Annotated in this window: 18 protein-coding genes; 10 read left to right on the forward strand and 8 right to left on the reverse strand. The window is 71.6% G+C overall.

Features of this window, described 5'->3' with window-relative positions; translation table 11 throughout:
• Positions 1-14: 14 nt before the first annotated feature.
• From CTJ15_RS05500 to CTJ15_RS05510, 3 genes are all read left to right on the forward strand, one after another.
• A complete protein-coding gene (locus CTJ15_RS05500; protein ID WP_019462314.1) occupies positions 15-1022 on the forward strand; it encodes an inorganic phosphate transporter in 1008 nt (335 codons plus the stop codon).
• Between the two features lie 226 nt (positions 1023-1248).
• Positions 1249-2679 carry a M20 family metallopeptidase gene (locus tag CTJ15_RS05505; RefSeq protein WP_099781299.1) on the forward strand — a complete coding sequence of 477 codons (1431 nt, stop codon included), beginning with the start codon at positions 1249-1251 and terminating at the stop codon, positions 2677-2679.
• Between the two features lie 255 nt (positions 2680-2934).
• Positions 2935-4194 carry a diguanylate cyclase gene (locus tag CTJ15_RS05510; protein ID WP_151904025.1) on the forward strand — a complete coding sequence of 420 codons (1260 nt, stop codon included), beginning with the start codon at positions 2935-2937 and terminating at the stop codon, positions 4192-4194.
• On the opposite strand, the gene CTJ15_RS05515 is transcribed toward CTJ15_RS05510, so the two are convergent.
• A complete protein-coding gene (locus CTJ15_RS05515; RefSeq protein ID WP_099781301.1) occupies positions 4181-5287 on the reverse strand; it encodes a M20/M25/M40 family metallo-hydrolase in 1107 nt (368 codons plus the stop codon). The genes CTJ15_RS05510 and CTJ15_RS05515 overlap by 14 nt on opposite strands.
• A gap of 101 nt (positions 5288-5388) precedes the next feature.
• On the opposite strand from CTJ15_RS05515, the gene CTJ15_RS05520 reads away from it, so the two are divergent.
• The 4 genes from CTJ15_RS05520 to CTJ15_RS05535 all read left to right on the forward strand — a co-directional run bounded on the left by CTJ15_RS05520 (position 5389) and on the right by CTJ15_RS05535 (position 9057).
• A complete protein-coding gene (locus tag CTJ15_RS05520; protein WP_075822349.1) occupies positions 5389-6525 on the forward strand; it encodes a pyridoxal-phosphate dependent enzyme in 1137 nt (378 codons plus the stop codon).
• Between the two features lie 134 nt (positions 6526-6659).
• On the forward strand, positions 6660-8003 hold the full coding sequence (gene dctA / locus CTJ15_RS05525) for a C4-dicarboxylate transporter DctA (RefSeq protein ID WP_019462309.1): 1344 nt from the start codon (positions 6660-6662) through the stop codon (positions 8001-8003).
• A 204-nt stretch (positions 8004-8207) separates the two neighbouring features.
• On the forward strand, positions 8208-8495 hold the full coding sequence (locus CTJ15_RS05530) for a hypothetical protein (protein WP_019462308.1): 288 nt from the start codon (positions 8208-8210) through the stop codon (positions 8493-8495).
• Between the two features lie 79 nt (positions 8496-8574).
• Positions 8575-9057 carry a GNAT family N-acetyltransferase gene (locus CTJ15_RS05535; protein WP_075822348.1) on the forward strand — a complete coding sequence of 161 codons (483 nt, stop codon included), beginning with the start codon at positions 8575-8577 and terminating at the stop codon, positions 9055-9057.
• Between the two features lie 25 nt (positions 9058-9082).
• Here the strand turns inward: CTJ15_RS05535 and CTJ15_RS05540 are convergent, their stop codons facing one another.
• The 4 genes from CTJ15_RS05540 to CTJ15_RS05555 all read right to left on the reverse strand — a co-directional run bounded on the left by CTJ15_RS05540 (position 9083) and on the right by CTJ15_RS05555 (position 14744).
• Positions 9083-10360 (reverse strand): MFS transporter, encoded by a 1278-nt coding sequence (locus CTJ15_RS05540; protein ID WP_075822347.1) that lies wholly within the window; start codon positions 10358-10360, stop codon positions 9083-9085.
• A 34-nt stretch (positions 10361-10394) separates the two neighbouring features.
• On the reverse strand, positions 10395-13085 hold the full coding sequence (locus CTJ15_RS05545) for a bifunctional diguanylate cyclase/phosphodiesterase (RefSeq protein ID WP_075822346.1): 2691 nt from the start codon (positions 13083-13085) through the stop codon (positions 10395-10397).
• Positions 13086-13308: 223 nt separating this feature from the next.
• Positions 13309-14109, reverse strand: a complete 801-nt coding sequence (locus tag CTJ15_RS05550; protein WP_075822345.1) for a DUF2076 domain-containing protein — start codon at positions 14107-14109, stop codon at positions 13309-13311.
• Positions 14110-14294: 185 nt separating this feature from the next.
• Positions 14295-14744: a CoA-binding protein gene (locus CTJ15_RS05555; RefSeq protein ID WP_019462303.1), complete on the reverse strand. Its 450-nt coding sequence runs from the start codon at positions 14742-14744 to the stop codon at positions 14295-14297.
• Between the two features lie 66 nt (positions 14745-14810).
• Between CTJ15_RS05555 and CTJ15_RS05560 the strand changes: the two genes are divergently transcribed.
• Positions 14811-16529 carry a glycoside hydrolase gene (locus CTJ15_RS05560; protein ID WP_226946053.1) on the forward strand — a complete coding sequence of 573 codons (1719 nt, stop codon included), beginning with the start codon at positions 14811-14813 and terminating at the stop codon, positions 16527-16529.
• 36 nt (positions 16530-16565) lie between these two features.
• On the opposite strand, the gene CTJ15_RS05565 is transcribed toward CTJ15_RS05560, so the two are convergent.
• On the reverse strand, positions 16566-18152 hold the full coding sequence (locus CTJ15_RS05565; RefSeq protein WP_019462301.1) for an ABC transporter substrate-binding protein: 1587 nt from the start codon (positions 18150-18152) through the stop codon (positions 16566-16568).
• A 69-nt stretch (positions 18153-18221) separates the two neighbouring features.
• Complete coding sequence (locus CTJ15_RS05570; RefSeq protein WP_019462300.1) at positions 18222-18611, reverse strand: hypothetical protein; 390 nt, start codon at positions 18609-18611, stop codon at positions 18222-18224.
• Positions 18612-18843: 232 nt separating this feature from the next.
• Between CTJ15_RS05570 and CTJ15_RS05575 the strand changes: the two genes are divergently transcribed.
• Together CTJ15_RS05575 and CTJ15_RS05580 are read left to right on the forward strand one after the other, a co-directional pair.
• Positions 18844-19653: a S49 family peptidase gene (locus CTJ15_RS05575; protein ID WP_019462299.1), complete on the forward strand. Its 810-nt coding sequence runs from the start codon at positions 18844-18846 to the stop codon at positions 19651-19653.
• An 80-nt stretch (positions 19654-19733) separates the two neighbouring features.
• Positions 19734-20252, forward strand: coding sequence for a hypothetical protein (locus CTJ15_RS05580; RefSeq protein WP_075822163.1), 519 nt, complete (start codon positions 19734-19736; stop codon positions 20250-20252).
• A 57-nt stretch (positions 20253-20309) separates the two neighbouring features.
• Here the strand turns inward: CTJ15_RS05580 and CTJ15_RS05585 are convergent, their stop codons facing one another.
• Entirely contained in the window at positions 20310-20810 is a 501-nt protein-coding gene (locus tag CTJ15_RS05585) for a ketosteroid isomerase-related protein (RefSeq protein WP_226946054.1), read from the reverse strand.
• Positions 20811-20843 lie beyond the last annotated feature (33 nt).

Below are 20843 nucleotides of genomic sequence, written 5' to 3' on the forward strand. Positions count from 1 at the left end.
CGGGAGCCCTGCCCATGCCGGTCGAGACCCTCGCCCTGCCGCTGCTCGTCGGCCTGATCGCCGTCGCGCTGTTCTTCGATTTCCTGAACGGGCTGCACGACGCCGCCAACGCCATCGCCACCATCGTGGCGACGCGTGTGCTGCGGCCGCATCATGCCGTGGCCTGGGCGGCCTTCTTCAACTTCATCGCCTTCCTGTTCTTCGGCCTGCACGTGGCCGAGACCATCGGCACCGGCATCGTGGACGCGGAGATCGTGGATGCGCGGGTGATCTTCGGCGCGCTGGCCGGCGCCATCGCCTGGAACATCATCACCTGGTGGCGCGGCATCCCGTCCTCCTCCTCCCATGCGCTGGTCGGCGGCATCCTGGGGGCCGGCACGGTGAAGGCGGGGATCGGGGCGATCGTCTGGTCCGGCCTGGGCAAGACGGTCGCGGCCATCGTGCTCTCTCCGCTGCTGGGGCTGGTCCTGGCGCTGCTGCTGGTCTTCGCCGTGTCCTGGATCTTCGCGCGGTCCACCCCCTTCGCGGTGGACCGCTCCTTCCGGATCCTGCAGTTCTTCTCGGCCTCCGCCTATGCGCTCGGCCATGGCGGCAACGACGCGCAGAAGACCATGGGGATCATCGCCGTCCTGCTCTATTCCCAGGGGATGCTGGGCGGCGAGTTCCACGTGCCGCTCTGGGTCGTGCTGTCCTGCCATGCCGCCATCGCGCTGGGCACGCTGACGGGCGGCTGGCGCATCGTCCATACCATGGGCTCCCGCATCACCCGGCTGACCCCGGTGCAGGGCTTCTGCGCCGAGACCGGCGGCGCCATCACGCTCTTCATGGCCACGGGCTTCGGCGTGCCCGTCTCCACCACCCATACCATCACCGGCGCCATCGTCGGCGTCGGCTCGGCGCGTCGTGCCTCGGCGGTGCGCTGGGGGGTGGCCGGCAGCATCGTGGTGGCCTGGGTCGTCACGCTGCCCGCCTCGGCGGCGATCGCGGCGCTGGCCTACTGGGCGGTGGGCTTCCTCGGCTGAGGCGCTGGGCTGGCACGGCCGCCAGCCTCCGGAAGCCCCGCTGGCGGGATGTATCCATGGGGGCTCGGCCGGGTTCCGGCCCACGCGGGTTGGGCGCATAGTCCCGCCCCGCCACGGCCGGGCGGTCGTTCCGCGAGAGCCTTTCCCCCTGTGCCATGACGAGGGGACCGCCTTCCCGCACCGGCCGCCCCCGGAACCGGACCCGAAGCAGACAGGATTGTTTCCGATGCAGAACAGCGAAGAGATCTGGCGCCACGTCGAGAAGAAGCGCGACGACTATATCGGCCTGTCCGACCGGGTCTGGGGCATGCCGGAACTGGCCTATGGCGAGCACCGCTCGGTGGCGGAGCATATTGCCCAGCTGGAGAAGGAAGGCTTCCGCATCACGAAGGATGTCGCGGGCATCCCGACCGCGGTGATGGGCGAGGCGGGCGAGGGCGGGCCGGTGATCGCCATCCTGGGCGAGTACGACGCGCTGCCCGGGCTGAGCCAGGAGGCCGGCCTGGCCGAGCCGCGCCCGGTCGAGGGCCAGGAAGGCAAGGGCCATGGCTGCGGCCACAACCTGCTCGGCTCCGCTGCCCTGCTGGCGGCAGCGGCGGTGAAGGACTGGCTGGCGGAGAACGGCATCAGGGGCCGCGTGCGCTACTACGGCTGCCCGGCCGAGGAAGGCGGCGCCGCCAAGGGCTTCATGGTGCGCGACGGCGCCTTCAAGGATGTGGACATCGCCATCTCCTGGCATCCGGCGCCGCTGTCCGGCGTGAATGATGCGGTGAGCCTCGCCAACACGCGCATCGACTTCACCTTCACCGGCCGCTCCTCCCATGCCGCCGCCGCGCCGGAACTCGGCCGCTCGGCGCTCGACGCGGTGGAGCTGATGAATGTCGGCGTGAACTACATGCGCGAGCACATGCCGAGCCATGCCCGCGTCCACTACGCCTATCTGGACGCCGGCGGCATCGCGCCGAACGTGGTGCAGGGCTCGGCCAAGGTGCGCTACCTGATCCGCGCCGCCGACCTGAACGAGCTGAACGCGCTGGTCGCCCGCGTCCGCAAGATCGCCGACGGCGCGGCGCTGATGACCGAGACGACCGTCGCCACCAAGGTGGTCAGCGCCGTCTCGAACCTGATGGGCAACACGCCGCTGGAACAGGCGATGTACGACAACTTCCAGCGCCTGGGCCCGCCACAGTTCGACGAGGAGGACCGTGCCTTCGCGGAGGAGATCCGCAAGACGCTGAACGACGACGACATCGCCGCCGCCTTCCGCCGCGCCGGCGTGCCGGTGGACCGGAACAAGCCGCTGGCCGACTTCATCGTGCCGCTGCATTCCAGGGGCCGGGGCGGCGTCGGCTCCACCGATGTGGGCGACGTCTCCTGGGTGGTGCCGACGGTGCAGGCGCGCGGCGCCACCTATGCCATCGGCACGCCGGGGCATTCCTGGCAGCTCACGGCGCAGGGCAAGTCCGGCATCGCCCACAAGGGCCTGCTGCATGTCGCCAAGGTGATGGCGGGCACGGCGGTGGATGCGTTGCAGGACCCCTCGCTGATCGAGAAGGCCAAGGCCGATCTCGCGGCGCGGACGGCGGCCACCCCCTATGTCTGCCCGCTGCCCGCGGATGTGCAGCCGCCCATCCAGGCGATGAGCAAGGGCGTCTGACCGGACAGGTGGGGCGGCTCCGGCGGCTATTCCCGCCGGACCGTCCCCGCCTCTGAGGGGGTGGATCGATGCCCGGCCGGGGGCCGCCTGCCGCGGAAAGAGGGGCTTTTCCGTGTGGCTGGGGCAGATCTTAGCGAACCAAGCTTAAATCCAACGTGGAATGATGACTTTTGCGTGTGAATGATCCATAGGAATCACGTCATGCGGGTGGAGCGAGGTCGGGTTCATAGAAGCCTGAGACCGCCGCCCCCTCCGATGCCGCCGAAGAGGGTCCCCCGCCGCGACATGTTCCTGGACGCTCCGACCCTGATCCTGGCCGTCACCCTGGTGACCGGCACCAGCGCCCTGGCCTGCCTCATGTCCTGGCGGGCCAGCCCGGGACACGACCTGCCGCTGATCTTCGGAGGGGCCTTCCTCAGCGAAACCCTGGCCATGGCCCTTCAGTTCGACCGCTCCGCCCTGCCTCTGCTGGTGACGGTGGACCTGTCGAACGCGCTGGCCATCCTCTGCTCCGCGCTGATCTGGGCCGGGCACCGCCGGGCCGACGGGCGCGCGACCCCCGTCCTGCTGATCCTGCTGGCGCCGCTGGTCTGGCTCCTGGCCTGCCGGATCCCGGAATTCTACGGCCGCTACGACCGACGCGTGCTGCTGGCCTCGCTCCTGCACGGCGGCCTGTTCGCCGTCGCGGCCTGGGAGCTGTGGCGTGGCCGGGCCGAAAGGATCTCGGCGCGCTGGTGGATGTTCGCGGCGATGGTCGGCAGCGTCGCGGTCATGGCCTTCCGGGGTGTGGCGATGCTGGTGTCCCCCGATCCGGTGCGGTTCCACTTCCTGCCGGATCTCTCGCTCGGGCTGGTCCTGGTCAGCGCGCTCGTCTTCTTCGTCCTGCACGGCTTCGGGGCGGTGACCATGATCCGAGAGCGTGCGGAGGCCCATTACCGCCGGGAGGCCTGCAGCGACCCGCTGACCGGCTTGCCGAACCGCCGTCGCTTCGACCAGGCCTATGCCCATGAATTCGCGCGTGCGCGGCACCATGGCCGGCCGCTGTCGGTCCTCATGATCGACGCGGATCACTTCAAGGCCATCAACGACCACCACGGCCATCCGGAAGGGGATGCCTGCCTGCGGCGCGTGGCGAATGTGCTGCAACGCAACCTGCGCGACGGCAGCGACCTCGCGGCCCGGCTCGGCGGGGAAGAGTTCGCCGTCCTGCTGCCCGGGACCGGGCTGGAGGCGGCGATGGGCGTGGCGGAGCGGATCCGCCGCTCCATGCGGGCACAGGGCATCCCGCACCCCACGGCACGCGGCGGCATGGCAACGCTGAGCCTGGGCGTCGCCGCCATGGCGCCCGGGCAGGAGATCAGCCCCCGGGGCCTGCTGGAAGCGGCGGACCGGGCACTCTATGCCGCCAAGCGGGAAGGGCGGGACCTCGTCCGCGCCCAGGCGCCGGACAGCCGCGAGGCGCGGCCCGCTTCGCGGCTCCGGTCGCGGCCGGATCTGCCGCTCACCCAGTGCTGACGAGACGGCGGAAGAGCGGCACGGCCCGGGCGAGTTCCGCCAGCGGGACGTGCTCCCCCGGGCTGTGGGCCACGGCGATCGTGCCCGGGCCCAGCACGACGCAGGGCGCCAGGGCCTGGAGCTCCGTCGCGTCGGTGCCATAGGCGGCGGTGCGCGGCGCCTGGCCGGTCTCGCGCACCGCCAGCGCCACCAGCGGGTGCTCCTCCGGCAGTTCCGGCGCGCCAGGATCGGCCTGCATCTCCAGTGCCAGCCCGGCACGCTCCGCGGCCGCGCGCACCGCCGCCACGACCGGCGCCGGATCGATGCTGCGGGAATAGCGGAACTTGATGCGCGCCGTGGCACGGGGGACGGTGACGTTCACCGCCGTGCCGTGGTTGTCGATCAGCAGGTTGAAGTCGGAAAAGGGCGGGTCGTAGGCCGGGTCCTGCAACGCCGGATCGCTTCGCAGCCGGGCGAAGACCTCCCGCATCTCCGCCAGGAAGGGGATCAGCGCCCAGTTCGCGTTCACTCCCCGGGCGCCGGAGGAATGCGCCTGGATGCCCGTGGCGGTCGCGGTGAACATGACATTGGCGCGGTGGCCGCGCACGGGAACCAGGCTGGTCGGCTCCGCCACCACGATGCCGCGCGGCGCCGCGCGCCGGGCCAGTTCCGAACGCTGCGCCACGAGGCGGGCGCCCTGCTTGGTGGTTTCCTCGTCAGTGGTCAGCAGCAGGGTCACGGGGATGCCGGCGGGCAGGCCGCGCGCCGCGACCACGATGGCGGCCACCGGACCCTTCATGTCGGCGGCGCCCAGGCCGTGCAGGATGCCCGCCTCGTCCACCCGGCCCGACCAGGGGTCCTCCGTCCAGCCGGTTTCCGGCACCGTGTCCATATGGCCCGACAGGGCGAGGCCGCCGCCGGACAGCGGGCCGCGATGGGCCACCAGGACGCGCTTGGCCACGCCGGCGGCATCCGCATAGTCCAGCCGCTCGATCTCGAAGCCACGCAGCTCGGCCTCCAGCCGCTCGGCGACGGGCAGGTTGGAGAGGCTGGAGCGGCTGTCGATCCGCACCAGGTCGCGGGCCAGGACAGCCACGGCATCGGCCTCGGTCATGCTCTTCTCCTGCTGCTTCCGTGCCCCTTGTCTCGCGCCCGGTCCGGCGCATGGCAAGGCCCCTTGCCGGGAGGCGGGAGCCGCGCGAGGCTCCGCGCCCCATGAGCAACACAGCCTATCTCGACCCCCGCTCCGGCCAGCGCTGGCCGCTGGAACTGCCGCGCTGGTGCGGCGACGGCGGACAGCCGCTCTTCCTCACCGACCTGCCCGGCATCGGCCGCGACGACATCGCGCGCGGCGAGCGTTCGGTCTGGCGCTATGCCGCGGCGCTGCCCTTCGCCCCTCCCGCCCCGATTTCGCTGGGCGAGGGTTGCACGCCGCTGCTGGAGCGCCGCCTCGGCGCCGGTACGGCCCTGGTGAAGTGCGAATGGTTCATGCCCACCAGCTCCTTCAAGGACCGTGGCGCCTCGGTGATGCTTTCGCTGCTGCGGGAACAGGGGATCGGCGCGGTGCTGGAGGACTCCTCCGGCAATGGCGGCGCGGCCATCGCCACCTATGCGGCGGCGGGCGGGATGCGGGCGCGCATCCTGGTGCCGGAATCGACCTCGCCCGCCAAGACGGTGCAGTCTCGCGCCGCCGGGGCCGAGATCCAGCTCGTGCCCGGCACGCGGCAGGACTGCGCCGACGAGGCGCTGCGCCAGGGGCGGGAGCGCGAGTCCGGCACCTTCTACGCCTCGCACAACTGGCATCCCTTCTTCCTGCACGGCACCAAGACCCTGGCCTATGAGCTCTGGGAGGATCTCGGCTTCCGAGCGCCGGACAATATCGTGATCCCCTGCGGCGCCGGCTCCAACGTGCTGGGCTGCTGGATCGGCTTCGCGGAGCTGCTGCGGGCCGGGCAGATCGCGCGGATGCCGCGCCTCTTCGCCGTGCAGCCGGCGAATTGCGCGCCCATCGCCCGCGCCGCGCTCGGCGCCCCGCCGGCTGAGCCGCGCCCGACCATCGCCGAGGGCACCGCCATTGCCGCGCCGATCCGCCTGCCGGAGGTCGTCCAGGCCTTGCGCGAAACGCATGGCGGCGCTGTCATTCTGGAGGAAGAGGAGATCGCCCGGGCCACGCTCGAACTGGCGGGGCGGGGCCTCTATGCCGAGCCGACCAGCGCGCAGGCGGCGGCAGGCTTCGGCCGGTTGCTGCGGGAAGGGCGCATCGGCGCGGCGCAGAGCACGGTGCTGCTGCTGACCGGCACGGGGGTGAAGGCCACGCCGCGGATCGCGGAACTGCTTGGGCTCACCGTCTGACGAACAAGATGGACACGAGGTAACCGGGGAGAAAGGAAACACCCGGCAGTCCTCTATATATCAGTGGGCGTCAGCAGCCCGGTCGCTTCTCCGGAGGCCGTTCTTCGTTCCGGCCGGGACGGACTCTCGGAGATATGTCGCCCATGCTCAGGCGCTGGTTGTCCCTTCTCTACGTCCAGGTCCTCGTCGCCATCGTCCTCGGCGTTCTGGTCGGCGCCCTCTGGCCGGAGACCGGCGCGGCGATGAAGCCGCTGGGCGACGGCTTCGTGAAGCTGATCAAGCTGGTCATCGCCCCTGTGGTCTTCTGCACCGTGGTGCACGGCATCGCCTCGGTGAACGATGCGCGCTCGGTGGGCCGCGTCGGCATCAAGGCGCTGTTCTACTTCGAGGTGATCTCGACCTTCGCCCTGGTGATCGGCCTCTTCGTGGCCAAGGTCTTCGGCACCGGCAGCGGCTTCAACATCGACCCGTCGCAGCTCAACGCCAGCGCCATCCAGGCCTATGCCCAGCAGGCGGCCAAGGACAGCGTCGCGGCGCATCTGATGGCGATCATCCCCGACACCTTCATCGGCGCCTTCGCCAATGGCGACCTGCTGCAGGTGCTGCTGCTGGCGGTACTGACCGGCTTTGCCATCAATGCCCTGCCGGAGCGTTTCCGCGCGCCCACCGCGGCGGCGATCGACGGCATGGCGCGGGTCTTCTTCGGCATCGTCGCGATCGTGGTGAAGGTGGCGCCGATCGGTGCCTTCGGCGCCATGGCCTTCACCATCGGCGCCTATGGCATCCGCTCCCTGCTGCAACTGGGCGAGCTGGTGGGGACCTTCTACATCACCTCGGCGCTCTTCGTGCTGGTGGTGCTGGGCTTCGTCGGCTGGCTCTGCGGCTTCTCGATCCTGCGCTTCGTCAACTACATCCGCGAGGAGCTGCTGATCGTGCTCGGCACTTCCAGCAGCGAGAGCGTGCTGCCGCAGATCATGCGCAAGATGGAGGCGCTGGGCTGCTCGCCCAAGGTGGTCGGCATCACCGTGCCGCTCGGCTATTCCTTCAACCTCGACGGCACCAACATCTACATGACGCTGGCCACGATGTTCCTGGCCAATGCCACCAACACCCATCTGAGCTGGGGGCAGGAACTGACCATCCTGCTGGTGGCGATGCTGACCTCCAAGGGCGCCTCGGGCGTGACCGGGGCGGGCTTCATCACCCTGGCGGCCACGCTGTCGGTCATCCCGGACATCCCCATCCAGGCCCTGGCCGTGCTGGTCGGCATCGACAAGTTCATGAGCGAGGTCCGCGCCCTGACCAATCTCGTCGGCAACGGCGTGGCCTGCGTGGCGATCAGCCGCTGGGAGGGCGAGCTGGACCCGGTTCGGCTGCGCGAGGCCCTGCACGGCATTCCCGTCGCCGGGATCGGTACGGAGGAACGCGGGACCCTGCCGCTGCCGGACCGCGACGGAGTGCGCCGCCCGGCGGAGTGAGGGCAGGGCCTGCATGCCGCCCCGGCCGGGCGCCGGGCCTCCGGAGCATTCCGGCGGCCCTTCGCGCTTTCTTCCGCAAAACTGATCCGGACCGGGGAAATCCCATGTCCCGCCGCATTGTGTCCGGAAACGCAGTCCCGCCACCCTTGTTTAGCTATTCTCCGGTGAGAAGGGTTCTCGGGACCCGCTCGGAAAAGGAATGGAATGGCGCAGGACACCAAGGAAAGGGCCCGCTTCTACCGGGAAACGCTGCAGGCGTCCCGCGAAGGCGGTGTCCGGTTCGCCCAGGAAATCCTTTCGGATATGGACCGGGGGGAGATGACGAAGGTCCTCGCCCGGGCCACGGCCGGGGTCCGGGAACATCTGGCCGGGGCCCTGGGCTGCACGCCGCCCGAGGTCGTGGACTGCGCCGACGCCTTCACCGAGGCGGCCGTGGTGGAATGGACGCGCATCCGGGCCGCCATGGGAAGCATGCGGAGCGGGATGGCCTGAAGCCCGGAAGGGTGGCAGGTCCGCTCCGGCAACGGCCGTTTCCCGGCCTTACCTTCTCCATTCCGGCGCGAGGACTTCCATGACCATCACCGTGGCGCAGGCGGATTACGGCGACCCGGTCCAGGCCGGCGCGATCGCCCGGCTGATGCGGGAATACGCCCTCGACCCGATGGGCGGCGGCAAGCCCCTGCCGGACGGCGTCGCGGAGGGCCTGGCCGCGGAACTGGCCCGGCGGCCCCAGGCCCTGACCCTGCTGGCCCATGCGGAGGGCGAGGCGGCGGGGCTGCTGAACGCCTTCGAGGGCTTCTCCACCTTCGCCGGGCGGCCCCTGCTGAACCTGCACGACGTGGTGGTGTCCCGCCGCTTCCGGGGGCGGGGGATCGGCCGGATGCTGCTGGCCGAGGCCGAGCGGATCGCGCGGGAACGGGGCTGCTGCAAGATCACGCTGGAGGTGCTGGAAGGGAACCGGGTGGCCCGCGCCGCCTATGAAAAGGCGGGTTTCGGCGCCTATGTGCTCGACCCCGCCGCCGGCCGGGCGCTGTTCTGGCAGAAGCCCCTATAGGCGCCGGCGGTCCGGCGCCGCCCCATCACTCGGCCGCCACCACGCCGACCTCGCGGCGCGCCTCGCCCCGCCCGCCGCCGGCGCAGAGCAGCGACAGTCCCAGCAGCAGCGCCACCAGCGGCAGCACCAGCACGGCATAGCCGGCATCCAGCAGCATGCCCACCGGCACGGGGATCAGGGCGCTGCCCAGCGGCAGGCCGGAGGAGATGAAGCCGAAGACCTTGCCGATCTGCCCGGGCGGCGAGGCCTCCTTCACCATCACGTCGCGCGGGGTGCGGGAAGCGCCGAGCGCCGTACCGGCCGCCACCACGATGATGGGCTGCAGGATGTCCGGCAGCGGCAGGGCGCCGAGCAGGAGCAGCAGCGCCATGGAAAGCAGCGTCAGCCCCACCACGAAGACCAGGTGCCGCCGCGACCGGTCGGCATACCACCCGCCCAGCAGCACCCCGGCCGAATTGCCGATCATGTAGCCGGTCAGCGCCCAGGACGCGACCTCCAGCGGCGTGCCCCAGATCTGGCCCAGCACCGGGATCAGGAAGGACTGGATGCCGGAGCTGGCCATGGAGGACAGCAGGAAGAAGGCGAAGAAAAGCAGCATCGGCCGCGACAGCAGCAGGTTGCCGCCCGCGCCGGCATTCGTGGCGGTGCGGGCGGTGCGGGGCTTCGCCTGGTCCGCCAGGATGCGGGACTGCCAGAGGATCGCCGCCACCACCGGCACGCCCAGCAGCCCGACCAGCGCCAGCGTGGCGCGCCAGCCCATCAGGTCCGACAGGGTCAGCACCACGACCGGCGCCAGGGCGAAGCCGAGATTGCCGGTGAAGGTGTGGAGCGAGAAGGCGCGGCCCATGCGGTGGCCGCTGACGCTGCCGGCCAGGATGGCGTAGTCGGCCGGATGGATCACGCTGTTGCCGATGCCCGACAGCAGCGCCAGCAGCAGCACCGCCCAGAAGCCCGGGGCGAGGCCCATGGCGGAGATCGAGAGCGCCATCAGCAGCGTGCCGCCGACCAGGAAGGGGCGTGCGCCGTGCCGGTCCACCAGGAAGCCGACCGGCGTCTGCAACGCGGCGGTCACGCCGCTCATCAGTGCCAGCGCCAGGCCGAGCGTGGCATAGGAGACGCCGAACTCATCGCGCCACAGCGGAAACAGCGGCGCGAGGCAGAGCATGTAGAAATGCGACAGGAAATGCCCGGTGCAGATCAGCCCGATCGCAGGCCAGTCCCTGGAGCCACGGTCGGGGGAGGCATGGTCGGGGAAGGCGGGGGCGGTGCGTTCCCCGGGCGGGGCTTCCGGATCGGCGGACATGTCGCGCGCAGGCTGCGCCGCGGCCGGGCAGCAGTCAACTCGGCACCGTATCGTCCACGCCTTCGGGGCTGCCGCCCGGGGCGCCGGCGCCTTCCCCGGTCAGCGAGCGCCAGCGTTCGATCGGCAGGGGGCGGCCGATCAGCCAGCCCTGGATCTCCTCGCAGCCCTCGGCGCGCAGGGCGCGGGCCTGCTCCTCCGTCTCCACCCCCTCGGCGGTGACGGGCAGGCCGAGGCTGCGGGCCAGGGCCAGCGTGCCGCGCACGATGGCGGCGGAGGTCGCGTCCTCGGCCATGGTGGCGATGAAGCCGCGGTCCAGCTTCAGCCGGCCGAAGGGGAAGGCGCGCAGCGTCATCAGCGAGGAATAGCCGGTGCCGAAATCGTCCAGGGTGATCCCCACCCCCATGCCGCGCAGCGCGCTCAGCGTGGCCTGCACCTGCCCGACATCGCGCAGCAGCAGGCCTTCGGTGACCTCCAGCTCCAGCCGCTCCGGCGGCAGGCCGGAACTGCGCAGCGCGCGGTGGACGACGGCCACCAGATCCCCCTGCTGTACCTGTACCGGAGAGACGTTGACCGCGAGGCGGAGCGGGCGGCCCCAGCACGCCGCCTCGGCGCAGGCGGTCCGCAGCACCCATTCGCCGATCTCCAGGATGGTGCCGGAGCGTTCGGCGGAGGGGATGAAGACATCCGGGGACAGCAGGCCACGCTCGGGGTGGCGCCAGCGCAGAAGGGCCTCGAAGCCGACGATCCGGGGCAGGGACTCCGCGTCCACGGTTGCCCCAGAAGCCTCCCCAAGGGTTTCGCCAGGAGCTGCCCGGGGCGGATCGAGCGCCGCCTGCGGCTGCCAGGCGAGCTCCAGCTGCCCCTGCGGCACGGCCTGCCGCAGGTCCTGCTCCAGCGAGCGCGCGTCGCGGATCTCGCGGTCCATCTCGAAGGAGAAGCTGGACCAGCCGTTCCGCCCGGCGAGCTTGGTGCGGTAGAGGGCGGTGTCGGCACATTCCAGCAGCCCGCTGGCATCCGCCGCGTCGGTTGGGAAAAGGGCGAGCCCCGCCGAGGCGGAAACGATGCCCTCCCGCCCATCGCCCAGGTCGTAGCTGCGGCGCAGCAGGGTGATCAGCCGCGTGGCGAGGCGCTGGATCGTCTCGGCGGCGCGGGCGGCATCCTCCGGCAGGCCGGACTGCACCACCACGAACTCGTCCCCGCCCAGCCGCGCCACCAGGTCCCCGGGGCGCGCGGCGGCCTGGATGCGCTCGGCCACCTGCAGCAGCAGCTGGTCCCCCGCCCGGTGCCCCCAGCGGTCGTTGATGCTCTTGAACCCATCGAGGTCCAGGTACAGCACCCCGACCCGCTGCCCCGTTTCGCGCGCCGCGCCGAGGCTTTCCTCCAGATGCTTCTGCAGGCGCCAGCGGTTGGCGAGGCCGGTCAGGGAGTCCTTTTCCGCCAGCCGGCGGACCTGCTCCTCGGCTTCCCGCTCCCGCGTGATGTCCTGCAGCACGCCGCGGATGGCCGCTGGGCGGCCCTGCGCGTCGCGCTGCAGGCGGAACTCGATCCAGCACCAGGCGGTGGTGCCGTCGGCGCGACGGATGCGCCTTTCGCTGCGCAGGTTGCGCTCCGGTTCCGCCAGAAGGCGGCGCCAGACATGCCGCACGTCCTTGTGGCCCTCGGGGTCGAGGTGGTCGAGGATCCAGGAGAGCGGGCGCATGGGCTGCCGGGGATCGGTGCGGAACAGCCGGTGGACGCCCTCGCTCCAGGTGACGCGGCGGGTCGCGAGATCGAGCGAGAACTCCCCGATCTGCGCCACGGCATGGGCGAGGCGGAGATCCTGCTCCGCCTCCATGAGCCGGTGCACCGTGGCGGCGCGCGCCCGGCCATGCCGCCGCAGGGCCAGGGTGATGCCGGTCATGGCCACGGCCAGCGCCACCAGGGCGGCCAGGCAGGCCAGGCTGATCTCCCGCCAGCGGCGCATCGTCTCCGCCGCGGAAAGGCTGACGGTGACATGGGCCGTGAAAGGCGGCACCGGGCTGGTGGCTGTCAGCCAGTCCTGCCCGCTCCAGCTCGCCAGCCCGGTGGCGGGGGTGTCACGCGTGCCGGTGATCCGGCTCAGCAGATCGGGACTGCCACGCTGTGCCAGCACGGTCTGGATCGGGCCCTGCTGCTGCAGACGGACGGCGGAGGGTTGCAGGGCCAGCAGCCCATCAAAGGATTCCAGCAGCGCCGTGGCCTGCAGGATCATTCCTACCCCGTACTGTCCGGCGCCGGAAGGCGGGCGCAGCAGCGCGAGGAAACGAGGTGGCCGGTCCTGCGGCAGGGTGATGAGCCGGGACGGCGTTCCTGGCGAGGCCAGGGCGGGCGGGACGGTGGGTGAGGGCACGGACAAGGCACCGAGGGCCCCTTCCAGTTCCGGGTTCTCGAAGGTGGACGCGATCACCGTGCCCTGCCGGTCCCGCAGGAAGACCCCCACTTCCCCCGGCAGCATCTGGCAGCACCCTATCATCCGGCGAAGCGCCGCATCGTCCGGCAACGGGCCGTGGGGCGGCAGGTCGGATTGCAGGAGGGACAGGGCATTGTCCGCACTCCGCAGCACCTGCTGGACCTGCCCGGCCATGCCCTGCGCGATGACCCTGGCTTCGGCCCGCAGGCTGTCCAGCAACAGGTCCCGCACCGTGCTGATCCCGATGCAGGCGCCCACCAGCATGACGAGGGACGCGACCAGGGCCACCCAGGGCATGGCCTCCACGACCAGACCGCCGGGGGCCGGGCCCGCCAACGCCTGCGCGCCACCCGCCACAGGCAGGAACCCGGCCCCGTCGCGCAGGACAGGGCCGGGTCTGGCAGTTTCATGGGGTGGCTGGGACGGTATGGACCGGATTTCCTCTCGCGTCCTGGCGGGAGGCCCGTGCCCCGCACCGTCCCAGGATATCAGAAGCCCGGGACGTCAGGCCACCGGGACATCAGACCTCGTCATCATAACTGCCTGTATCGCTTGTATCATAGCCGGAGGCGTCATCCTGCCCCCAACCGGCATCTTGTGACGATGCCGCATCATTTTGGCTCCAGCCCGTGTCCTGGGCGCCATAGGCATCGTTCTGCCCGGCCGGGTCCGTCCAGGGAGAGGAAGCCGGGGTGGCCACCGCATCCTGGCCGAAGGCGCCGCCCGTGGCATCGTCCACCACGCTCGCCGCATGCGCCTCGTGGCCCGAGAACATGTTCATCAGCGCATTGCCGAGGACCATGCCGCCCGCCACGCCCGCCGCCGTGGTCAGTGCGGTGCCGAGGAAGCCCGAGCCGCTACGGCCCGGCTGCAGCATCTGCTGCGGCGCATAGCCGTTCGGCATGGCCATGGGCTGCGGCGGCGGCGACATCGGCCGCGCCGGCACCGGCTGGCGCTGGCCGCCGCCGAACATGCCGCCGAACAGCCCGCCCCGATTGCCACCCTGGGCCTGCGCCGCCTCCACCTGCTGGCGTGCGTTGTCGAGCTCCCATTCCAGCTGCTGGATGCGGTTCTGCGCCTGTACCAGAGCGGCCTCCTGCACAAAGGCCGTCTGGGTGATTCGGTAGCGCGCCTCGGGATAGCGGGCGAAAAGGTCCTGGATCAGCCGGTCCGCCTCGGGGTCCACGGGCGGAAGGCTGGAGGGTGCCCGGGTCGAGGGCACGCTGCCGCCCCACGGGCTGGCCGGGCGCGCCGCCTGGGCCTCGGCCCCCGAAACGCGCGTGACGTAGTCCGTGATGATGCGACGCTCTTCCTCGGTCATCGTTCCATATGCTCCGATCTGCCGCCACGGGGCGCATGCGCCCGCCGATGCAGAGAACGCGGAGTTGGACCAGAACGCGGCGGCTTTCAATCCAATTCTAACAAGAAGTTAACGTTTGATACGAATACGGCGGCTTTTTCATCCGCTGGCCATCTCCGCCGCCATCTTCACCCCTGGACGCCGGTTCACTCCGGGGCTGGACCGGAGATCCGGGGCGGAAGGCCCAGCCGGCCCCATTCGATCGCCGGGCAGCGGTCCATGACGCAAACCACTCCGGCCGCGCGCGCCCGCTCCGCCGCAGCCTGGTCCACGACCCCGAGCTGCAGCCAGACCGCCGGGGCGCCGAGCCGGATCGCCTCGTCCACCACCGCCCCGGCATCCTCCGAGCGCCGGAAGACATCCACGAGGTCGAGCGGCGCGGCCTCCTCCAGGCCCGCCACGGCGGCCACGCCATGCAGCGTCCGGCCCGCCAGGGCGGGATTGACCGGCACCGCGTCGTAGCCCCGGTCGAGCAGAAAGCGGAACACGCCGTTCGACGGCCGCCCTGGCCGGTCCGAAGCGCCCACCACCGCGATGCGGCGCGTGCGCAACAAGAGGTCGCGCACCGCCTCGTCGCTCATCCCGTCCAGGCCCATTCGCCTTTCCTCCACCTTCGTTTCGCCATACCGGCCCGCTAGGAAGGGGCCAGTATGGAGGTGAACATGCGACGCGCGAACGGGTTCACCCCGCGACCGGCTTCCCGGGGAACTTCCCCGGGGACTGCCCCGGGATGGGGCCTGCCGGCCGTCCTGCTGCTCGGGCTGCTGGCCACGCTGCTGGCCTGGTGGTGGCCGAACCGGGCGCAGCTCGGCGACCTGCCGATGCCGGCGGAGCGGCTGAACAGCGTCTCCTTCGCCCCCTTCCGCACCGGGGACAGCCCGCTGCGCGGCATCTTCCCCAGCGCGACGGAGGTCGAGGAGGACATGCGCCTGATCGCTCCGCGCGTCCGGGGCATCCGCACCTATGCCAGCATCGAGGGCGACTACGACGTGGCCGCCATCGCCGCGCGCAACGGGCTGAAGCTCTGGCAGGGCGCCTGGCTGAGCGGCACGCTGGCGAACAACGAGCGCGAGGTGGCGCGGCTGATCGAGAGCGCCAACCGCCATCCGGAGACGGTGGAGCGCGTGGTCGTCGGCAACGAGGTGCTGCTGCGCCGCGACCTGCCGCCCGCCGCGCTGATCGGCTACCTCGACCGCGTGCGGGCCGCTGTGCGGCAGCCCGTGACCTATGCCGATGTCTGGGAGTTCTGGCAGCAGTTCCCGGAGGTGGCGAGGCATGTGGACATCGTCACCATCCACATCCTGCCCTATTGGGAGGACGAGCCGCTCGATGTCGAGGCGGCGATCGCCCATACCCGCGACATCGTCCATCGCATGCGGGCGCTCTTTCCCGGCAAGCCCATCGCCATCGGCGAGGTCGGCTGGCCCAGCGCCGGCCGCTGGCGCGAGGGGGCGGTGCCCTCCACAGTGAGCCAGGCGCGCTTCCTGCGGGAGTTCGCGGCGCTGAGCCGGGAGGAGGGCTTCGACTACAACGTCATCGAGGCCTTCGACCAGGTCTGGAAGTACAAGAGCGAGGGCACGGTCGGCGCCGCCTGGGGCCTCTGGACCGCCGACCGGCAGCCGAAATTCGCCCTCTCCGGCCCGGTGCGGGAGAACGCGCTCTGGGGCTGGTATGCCGGGGCGGCGGCGCTGCTGGGCCTCGGCCTCCTCGCCGCCACCGCCCGCGCCTTTCCCGCCGCGCCGCGCGCACCGCTGGCGCTGCTGGCCCTGGCGCTGGGCAACGCGCTGGCCTTCGCCTGGTGCGGCGGCGTGCCCTATGCCTTCGACGAGCACCTGATGCTGGCGGTCACGGCGAACCTCGCCGGGCAGGCGCTGCTGGCGGCGCTGCTGCTGCGCCGGGCGGGGCAGGTCCTGTCCGGCCTGCCGGTGGAGATGCCGCGCACCGGCGCCCAGGCGACGGCCTCGGTCCGGGCGCTGCTGCGCGGGCGGCTGCGCTGGCGGGACTGGCGCGGCTTCGCCTTCGACGACCTGTCCTTCGTCTTCCTCTGGACAGCGATGGTCCTCCAGCTCCTGCTGCTCTTCGATCCGCGCTACCGCGACTTCCCGTTCCCCACCTTCGCCGTGCCGCTGGTCGCGGTCGTCGCCCGGGCGCTGCTGCGCGACCTGCCCCTGCGCGGCGGCGGCTGGGCGGAGGCCTGGGCGGGCGGCACCCTGGCCCTGGCGGCGCTGGCCAGCGCGTGGCGCGAGGGGCCGGAGAACCTCCAGGCGCTGGGCTGGACGGCCTGCGCCCTGGGCCTCGCGGCGCCGGCCCTGCTGCGCCTGCGACGGCGGGCGGAGGCGACCGGAAAGGCGCTCCGCCCAGCCCGCGCCACGGCGGAGTGACGGGGGCGGGGCGTTCCCCCCGGCGCCATCGCTTTATCAGGCGTTTTTTCGGACGTTCCAGAACAGCGCGTAGGGGGCCTTCAACGTGCCCGACAACGTGTCGCGATAGGCCGATGCCGAGGTCCACTGTCCGATGGGGATATAGGGCAGCGAGGTGAAGGCCTGCTGCTGGATCTCGCGGCAGATCGCCTGGGCGGCAGCGGTATCGGGCGCATCCATCCACTGGCCGCGCAGCGCCTCCAGCTTCGGGTCGTCCGGCCAGCCGGCCCAGGACGAGGCTCCGGCGGAACGCAGCGGATAGGAGCTGCCCGGCGTGGCCACGGAAAGCGAGGCCCAGGTGGTGACGAAGCAGTTCCAGCCACCCTGGTCGATCGGGTCCTTCTTCGCCATGCGGGACAGCATGGTGCCCCAGTCCATCACCTGGAAATCGATGTTCAGCCCCATCTTGGTGAGCTGGTCCAGCATTACCTGGCTGGCCGCCATGATCTGCGCCAGGTCGGAGGGCGCCATCATCACGATCCGCTCGCCCTTGTAGCCCGCCTCCTTCACCAGTTGCCGGGCACGGGCCAGGTCGCGCGGGCCGGCGAGCACGCCGAGCCTGGCATCGTTGGCCATCGGGCTGCCCTCGGGGAAGAAGCCGACCGGGACGTTGCCATAGGCCTTCTCCTCGCCCACGGCGGCGGCCACCACCTCCTCCTGGCTCACCCCCGGCAGCAGAGCCTGGCGCAGCTTCGGATTGTCGAAGGGCGGCAGGAGCTGGTTGAAGCGCAGGATGCCCAGGGCGCCGAAAACATCGAGCTTGTCGGTCTTCACTCCGGCGCTCTTCCGTAGCATCGGCAGCAGGTCGAGCAACGGGCGCTCCACCCAGTCCACCTCGCCCCGTTGCAGCGCGGCGGCGGCGGTGGCCGGGTCGGGCTGGGTGATCCAGTCGATCCGGTCGAAATGCGCCTGCTTGCCGCCACTCATCATGTCCGGCGCTTCCGCGCGGGGGCGGTAGCGGTCGAAGCGGGCATAGCCCGCATGCGCGCCGGTCTGCCACTCGTCGGCCAGGAAGCGGTAGGGGCCGCTGCCGATCACCTCCTTGATCTGCTGGCTGGCGGGAGTCTTCGCGATCCGCTCGGGCATGACGAAGACGCTGCGCGCGGCGATGGCGAAGAGCAGCAGGCCGAAGGGCTTGTTCAGCGCGAGCTGGAAGCGCCGGTCGTCGAGCGGCTTCGCCTCGACCAGGATGGCGGCGATGCTCTGACCGAACGGGTCCTTCTCCATCCAGCGGCGCAGCGAGGCGACGCAGTCCAGGGCGCGCACCGGCTCCCCGTCATGAAAGAACAGCCCCTCGCGCAGGGTGAAGGTCCAGACGCGCCGGTCCTCCGACAGCGTATGCCCCTCGCACATCTGCGGCTTCGGCTGCTGGTCCAGGGTCAGGCCATAGAGTGTGTCCCAGACCATGTAGCCATGGGTATAGGCCACCACCGCCGCGCTCCAGAGCGGGTCGATGGTGGAAAGGTCCACCGAGGGCACGAAGCGGAGGCGGCGGCTGCCCTCCGCCTGGGCGAGTGCCGGGCCGGCCAGGAGCGGCGCGGTGGCCAGGCCGGTGGCGGAGGCGAGAAAGCGGCGGCGGCGCATGAGGATCTCCTGGATCGGGAGGCAACACCTGCCGGCGCGACTTGCAAGCGCCGTGCCCCGCCCCCGCCGTCAGGCCGGGCGGCGGGGGCGCATGGCGTCACCGATCCAGGCCCAGGCGCCCAGCACGGCGCCCAGCATCCCCCAGCTGGCATTGTAGTTCAGCACCGCGATGACCCCGAGTGCCACGGCGGCGATGCGGGCGGGGGCCGGGCCACCGAGAAAGGCCCAGAGCCCCAGCAGCAGCGCCCCGGCGCCCCAGAGCTGCCAGTGCTGCAGCCAGAGCAGCGCCGCGCGCGGGCGGCAGGCCAGGGGCGCCCGCGACAGGTCCAGGCAGAGCGCGCCCCATTCCCGCGGCTCGACGTAGAGATGCCGGTAGAGCGCCATGGCGCCCACGGCGAGCAGCACGGCACCCAGGGAAAGCGCGTGCCGGGTGAGGGCCTGTCGGGCGGGGGAGGGCAAGATCCGGGACCTTTCCATGGGCTGCGCCGGCGCAGCCTGCCGCGGGAATGTGGCCCGCTTGCGGCGGCTCCCGCACCGCGCCGTGGCTGGCCACCCGGATGGGGCTTGCCGGAGGGGCTGGAAGGGGAGGGAGCGCCCGGGGCGCCCGCATGGGGGCGGGCGCATGGGGCGCCGGTCCGGGCTGTCACGGTTGCTGGCTTGATCCGGCGGCGCCCATGGGCATCCTGGGGCCATGCCTCTTCCCTTCTTCGACCGGCGCCCCCGGGTGGCCGTCATCCGCATGTCCGGCGTCATCGCCGCCCGGGCCACGGGCCTCGGCGGCCCCGGCCTCAGCGCCGCCGGGCTGGCGCCGGTGCTGGAACGCGCCTTCGGGCTGAAGCGCCTGGCGGGGGTGGTGCTCGCCATCAACTCGCCCGGCGGCTCGCCCGTGCAGTCCTCGCTGATCGCGGCGCGGATCATCCGGCTGGCGGACGAGAAGGACGTGCCGGTGATCGCCTGCATCGAGGATGCCGGGGCCTCGGGCGGCTACTGGATCGCCTGCGCGGCCGACGAGATCGTCTGCGACCCTGCCTCCATCACCGGCTCCATCGGGGTGATCTCCCAGGGATTCGGCTTCCAGGAGGCGATCGAGCGCCTTGGCGTGGAGCGCCGGGTGGTGACGGCGGGGGAGAACAAGTCCTTCCTCGACCCCTTCCTGCCCCCCGATCCGTCGCAGCAGGAGAGGCTGCACCAGCTCCTCGACACGCTGCACGAGGAGTTCAAGGACTGGGTCCGCTCCCGCCGTGCCAGCCGGCTGAAGGCACCGGAAAGCGAGGTCTTCAGCGGCCGCTTCTGGACGGGGCGGGAGGCGGTGGCGCTCGGCCTCGCCGACCGGCTGGGCGACCTGCACGGGGAGATCGAGCGCCGCTTCGGCAAGGAGGCGAAGATCGTCTGGCTGAACATCCGGCGGCCGCGCTGGCCCTGGCGGCTCTTCTCCGCCGCCGTGGGCGCGACGCTGGAAATCCTGGAGGAACGCTCGGCCCGGGCACGGCTGGGGCTCTGAGGGGGCTGGCAGGGCCTTAAACCCTCCTGGCGCCGGGACGTTGCCCCGGTGGGAAACAGACCAGACCAAGGAGAGACGCGATGAGCATTCCTGTTGCCGGCGAACTCGGCCTGCTGTCCGAGGGCGAATACGCGCCGATCCTGCAGAGCCACTACCCGCATCTGGAGAGCCTGTCGCAGGAGGAGACACTGGGGCTGGCCCGCTGGCTGCGCGAGCAGCGCAACCGATCCCGCGACCTGGTGCGGCAGCGGCGCCGCGCCCGGCGCGGCAAGGGGCCGGGGCCCGCGGAATCGAGCGAGCGCGGGCTGGCGGCGAAGAAGCAGGTCTTCGCCAATGCGCTGAAGCGGGTGAACGCGCGGCTCGACACCCTCAATGCCGGGAAGCGCCGCGTCCGCAACGCGGAGCGCCTGCGCGCTGCCCTGCGCCGCCGCGAGGAGGCGCCGACGCATCATCCCGGCGGCGGCCGGACGGCGGGCGAGGGGATGCCTCCCACCCGCAACCGGGGCATCCGGGTGAAGGTCGATCCGCGCGAGGTGGGCCGCGTCTCTCAGTTCGTGAAGAACGCCCAGGCCCGCAAGGACCGGCGCCAGGCGGCCTGACGACATCCCCCGGCGGCTTCCCCCCGGGACAGTCGGGGGGGGCAGCCGGGCGGGGCTTCAGCCGCCGACCTGCCGCATCCAGTCGGCGAGGTTGTAGGCCATGGAGAGGCGGGCGATCCTGCCGTCGCGGATGGTGAGGAAGGCGCCGGCCGGCAGCACGTAGCGTTGCCCCTGCGCCGGCGGCAGGCCCTCGTCGGTGGCGAGGTACTCGCCCTCCACCACGAATTCGGCCGCCGCGCGGGTGCCCGTGGCATCCAGCATCACCACCAGATCCACCAGCTTCTCGCGGTAGCAGCGCTCCATGTGCTTCAGGAAGGCGGCGAAGGCCTGCTTGCCCACCTGCCTGCCGCCCTGGTTGATGTCATGGGCCACGTCCTCGGCGAGGCAGTCGAGCATCGCCGCCCAGTCGCCCCGGTTGAAGGCGTCGTAATAGGCGAGGATCAGCCGCTCGGAGGCATGGGCCTCGGGCAGGGCGCCGGGGTCGCCGGGACCGCCTTCCGTGCCGGAGGGGGCATGTGCGGCGGGGGAGGCTGCTGCGGCATGGGTGGGATGGTGCATGGCGGGGGCCTTCCGGTGGGAGGGGGCGGACCT

Origin of the sequence: Roseomonas sp. FDAARGOS_362 (assembly GCF_002754815.1) — a bacterium.
GTDB classification, from domain to species: Bacteria; Pseudomonadota; Alphaproteobacteria; order Acetobacterales; family Acetobacteraceae; genus Roseomonas; species Roseomonas mucosa.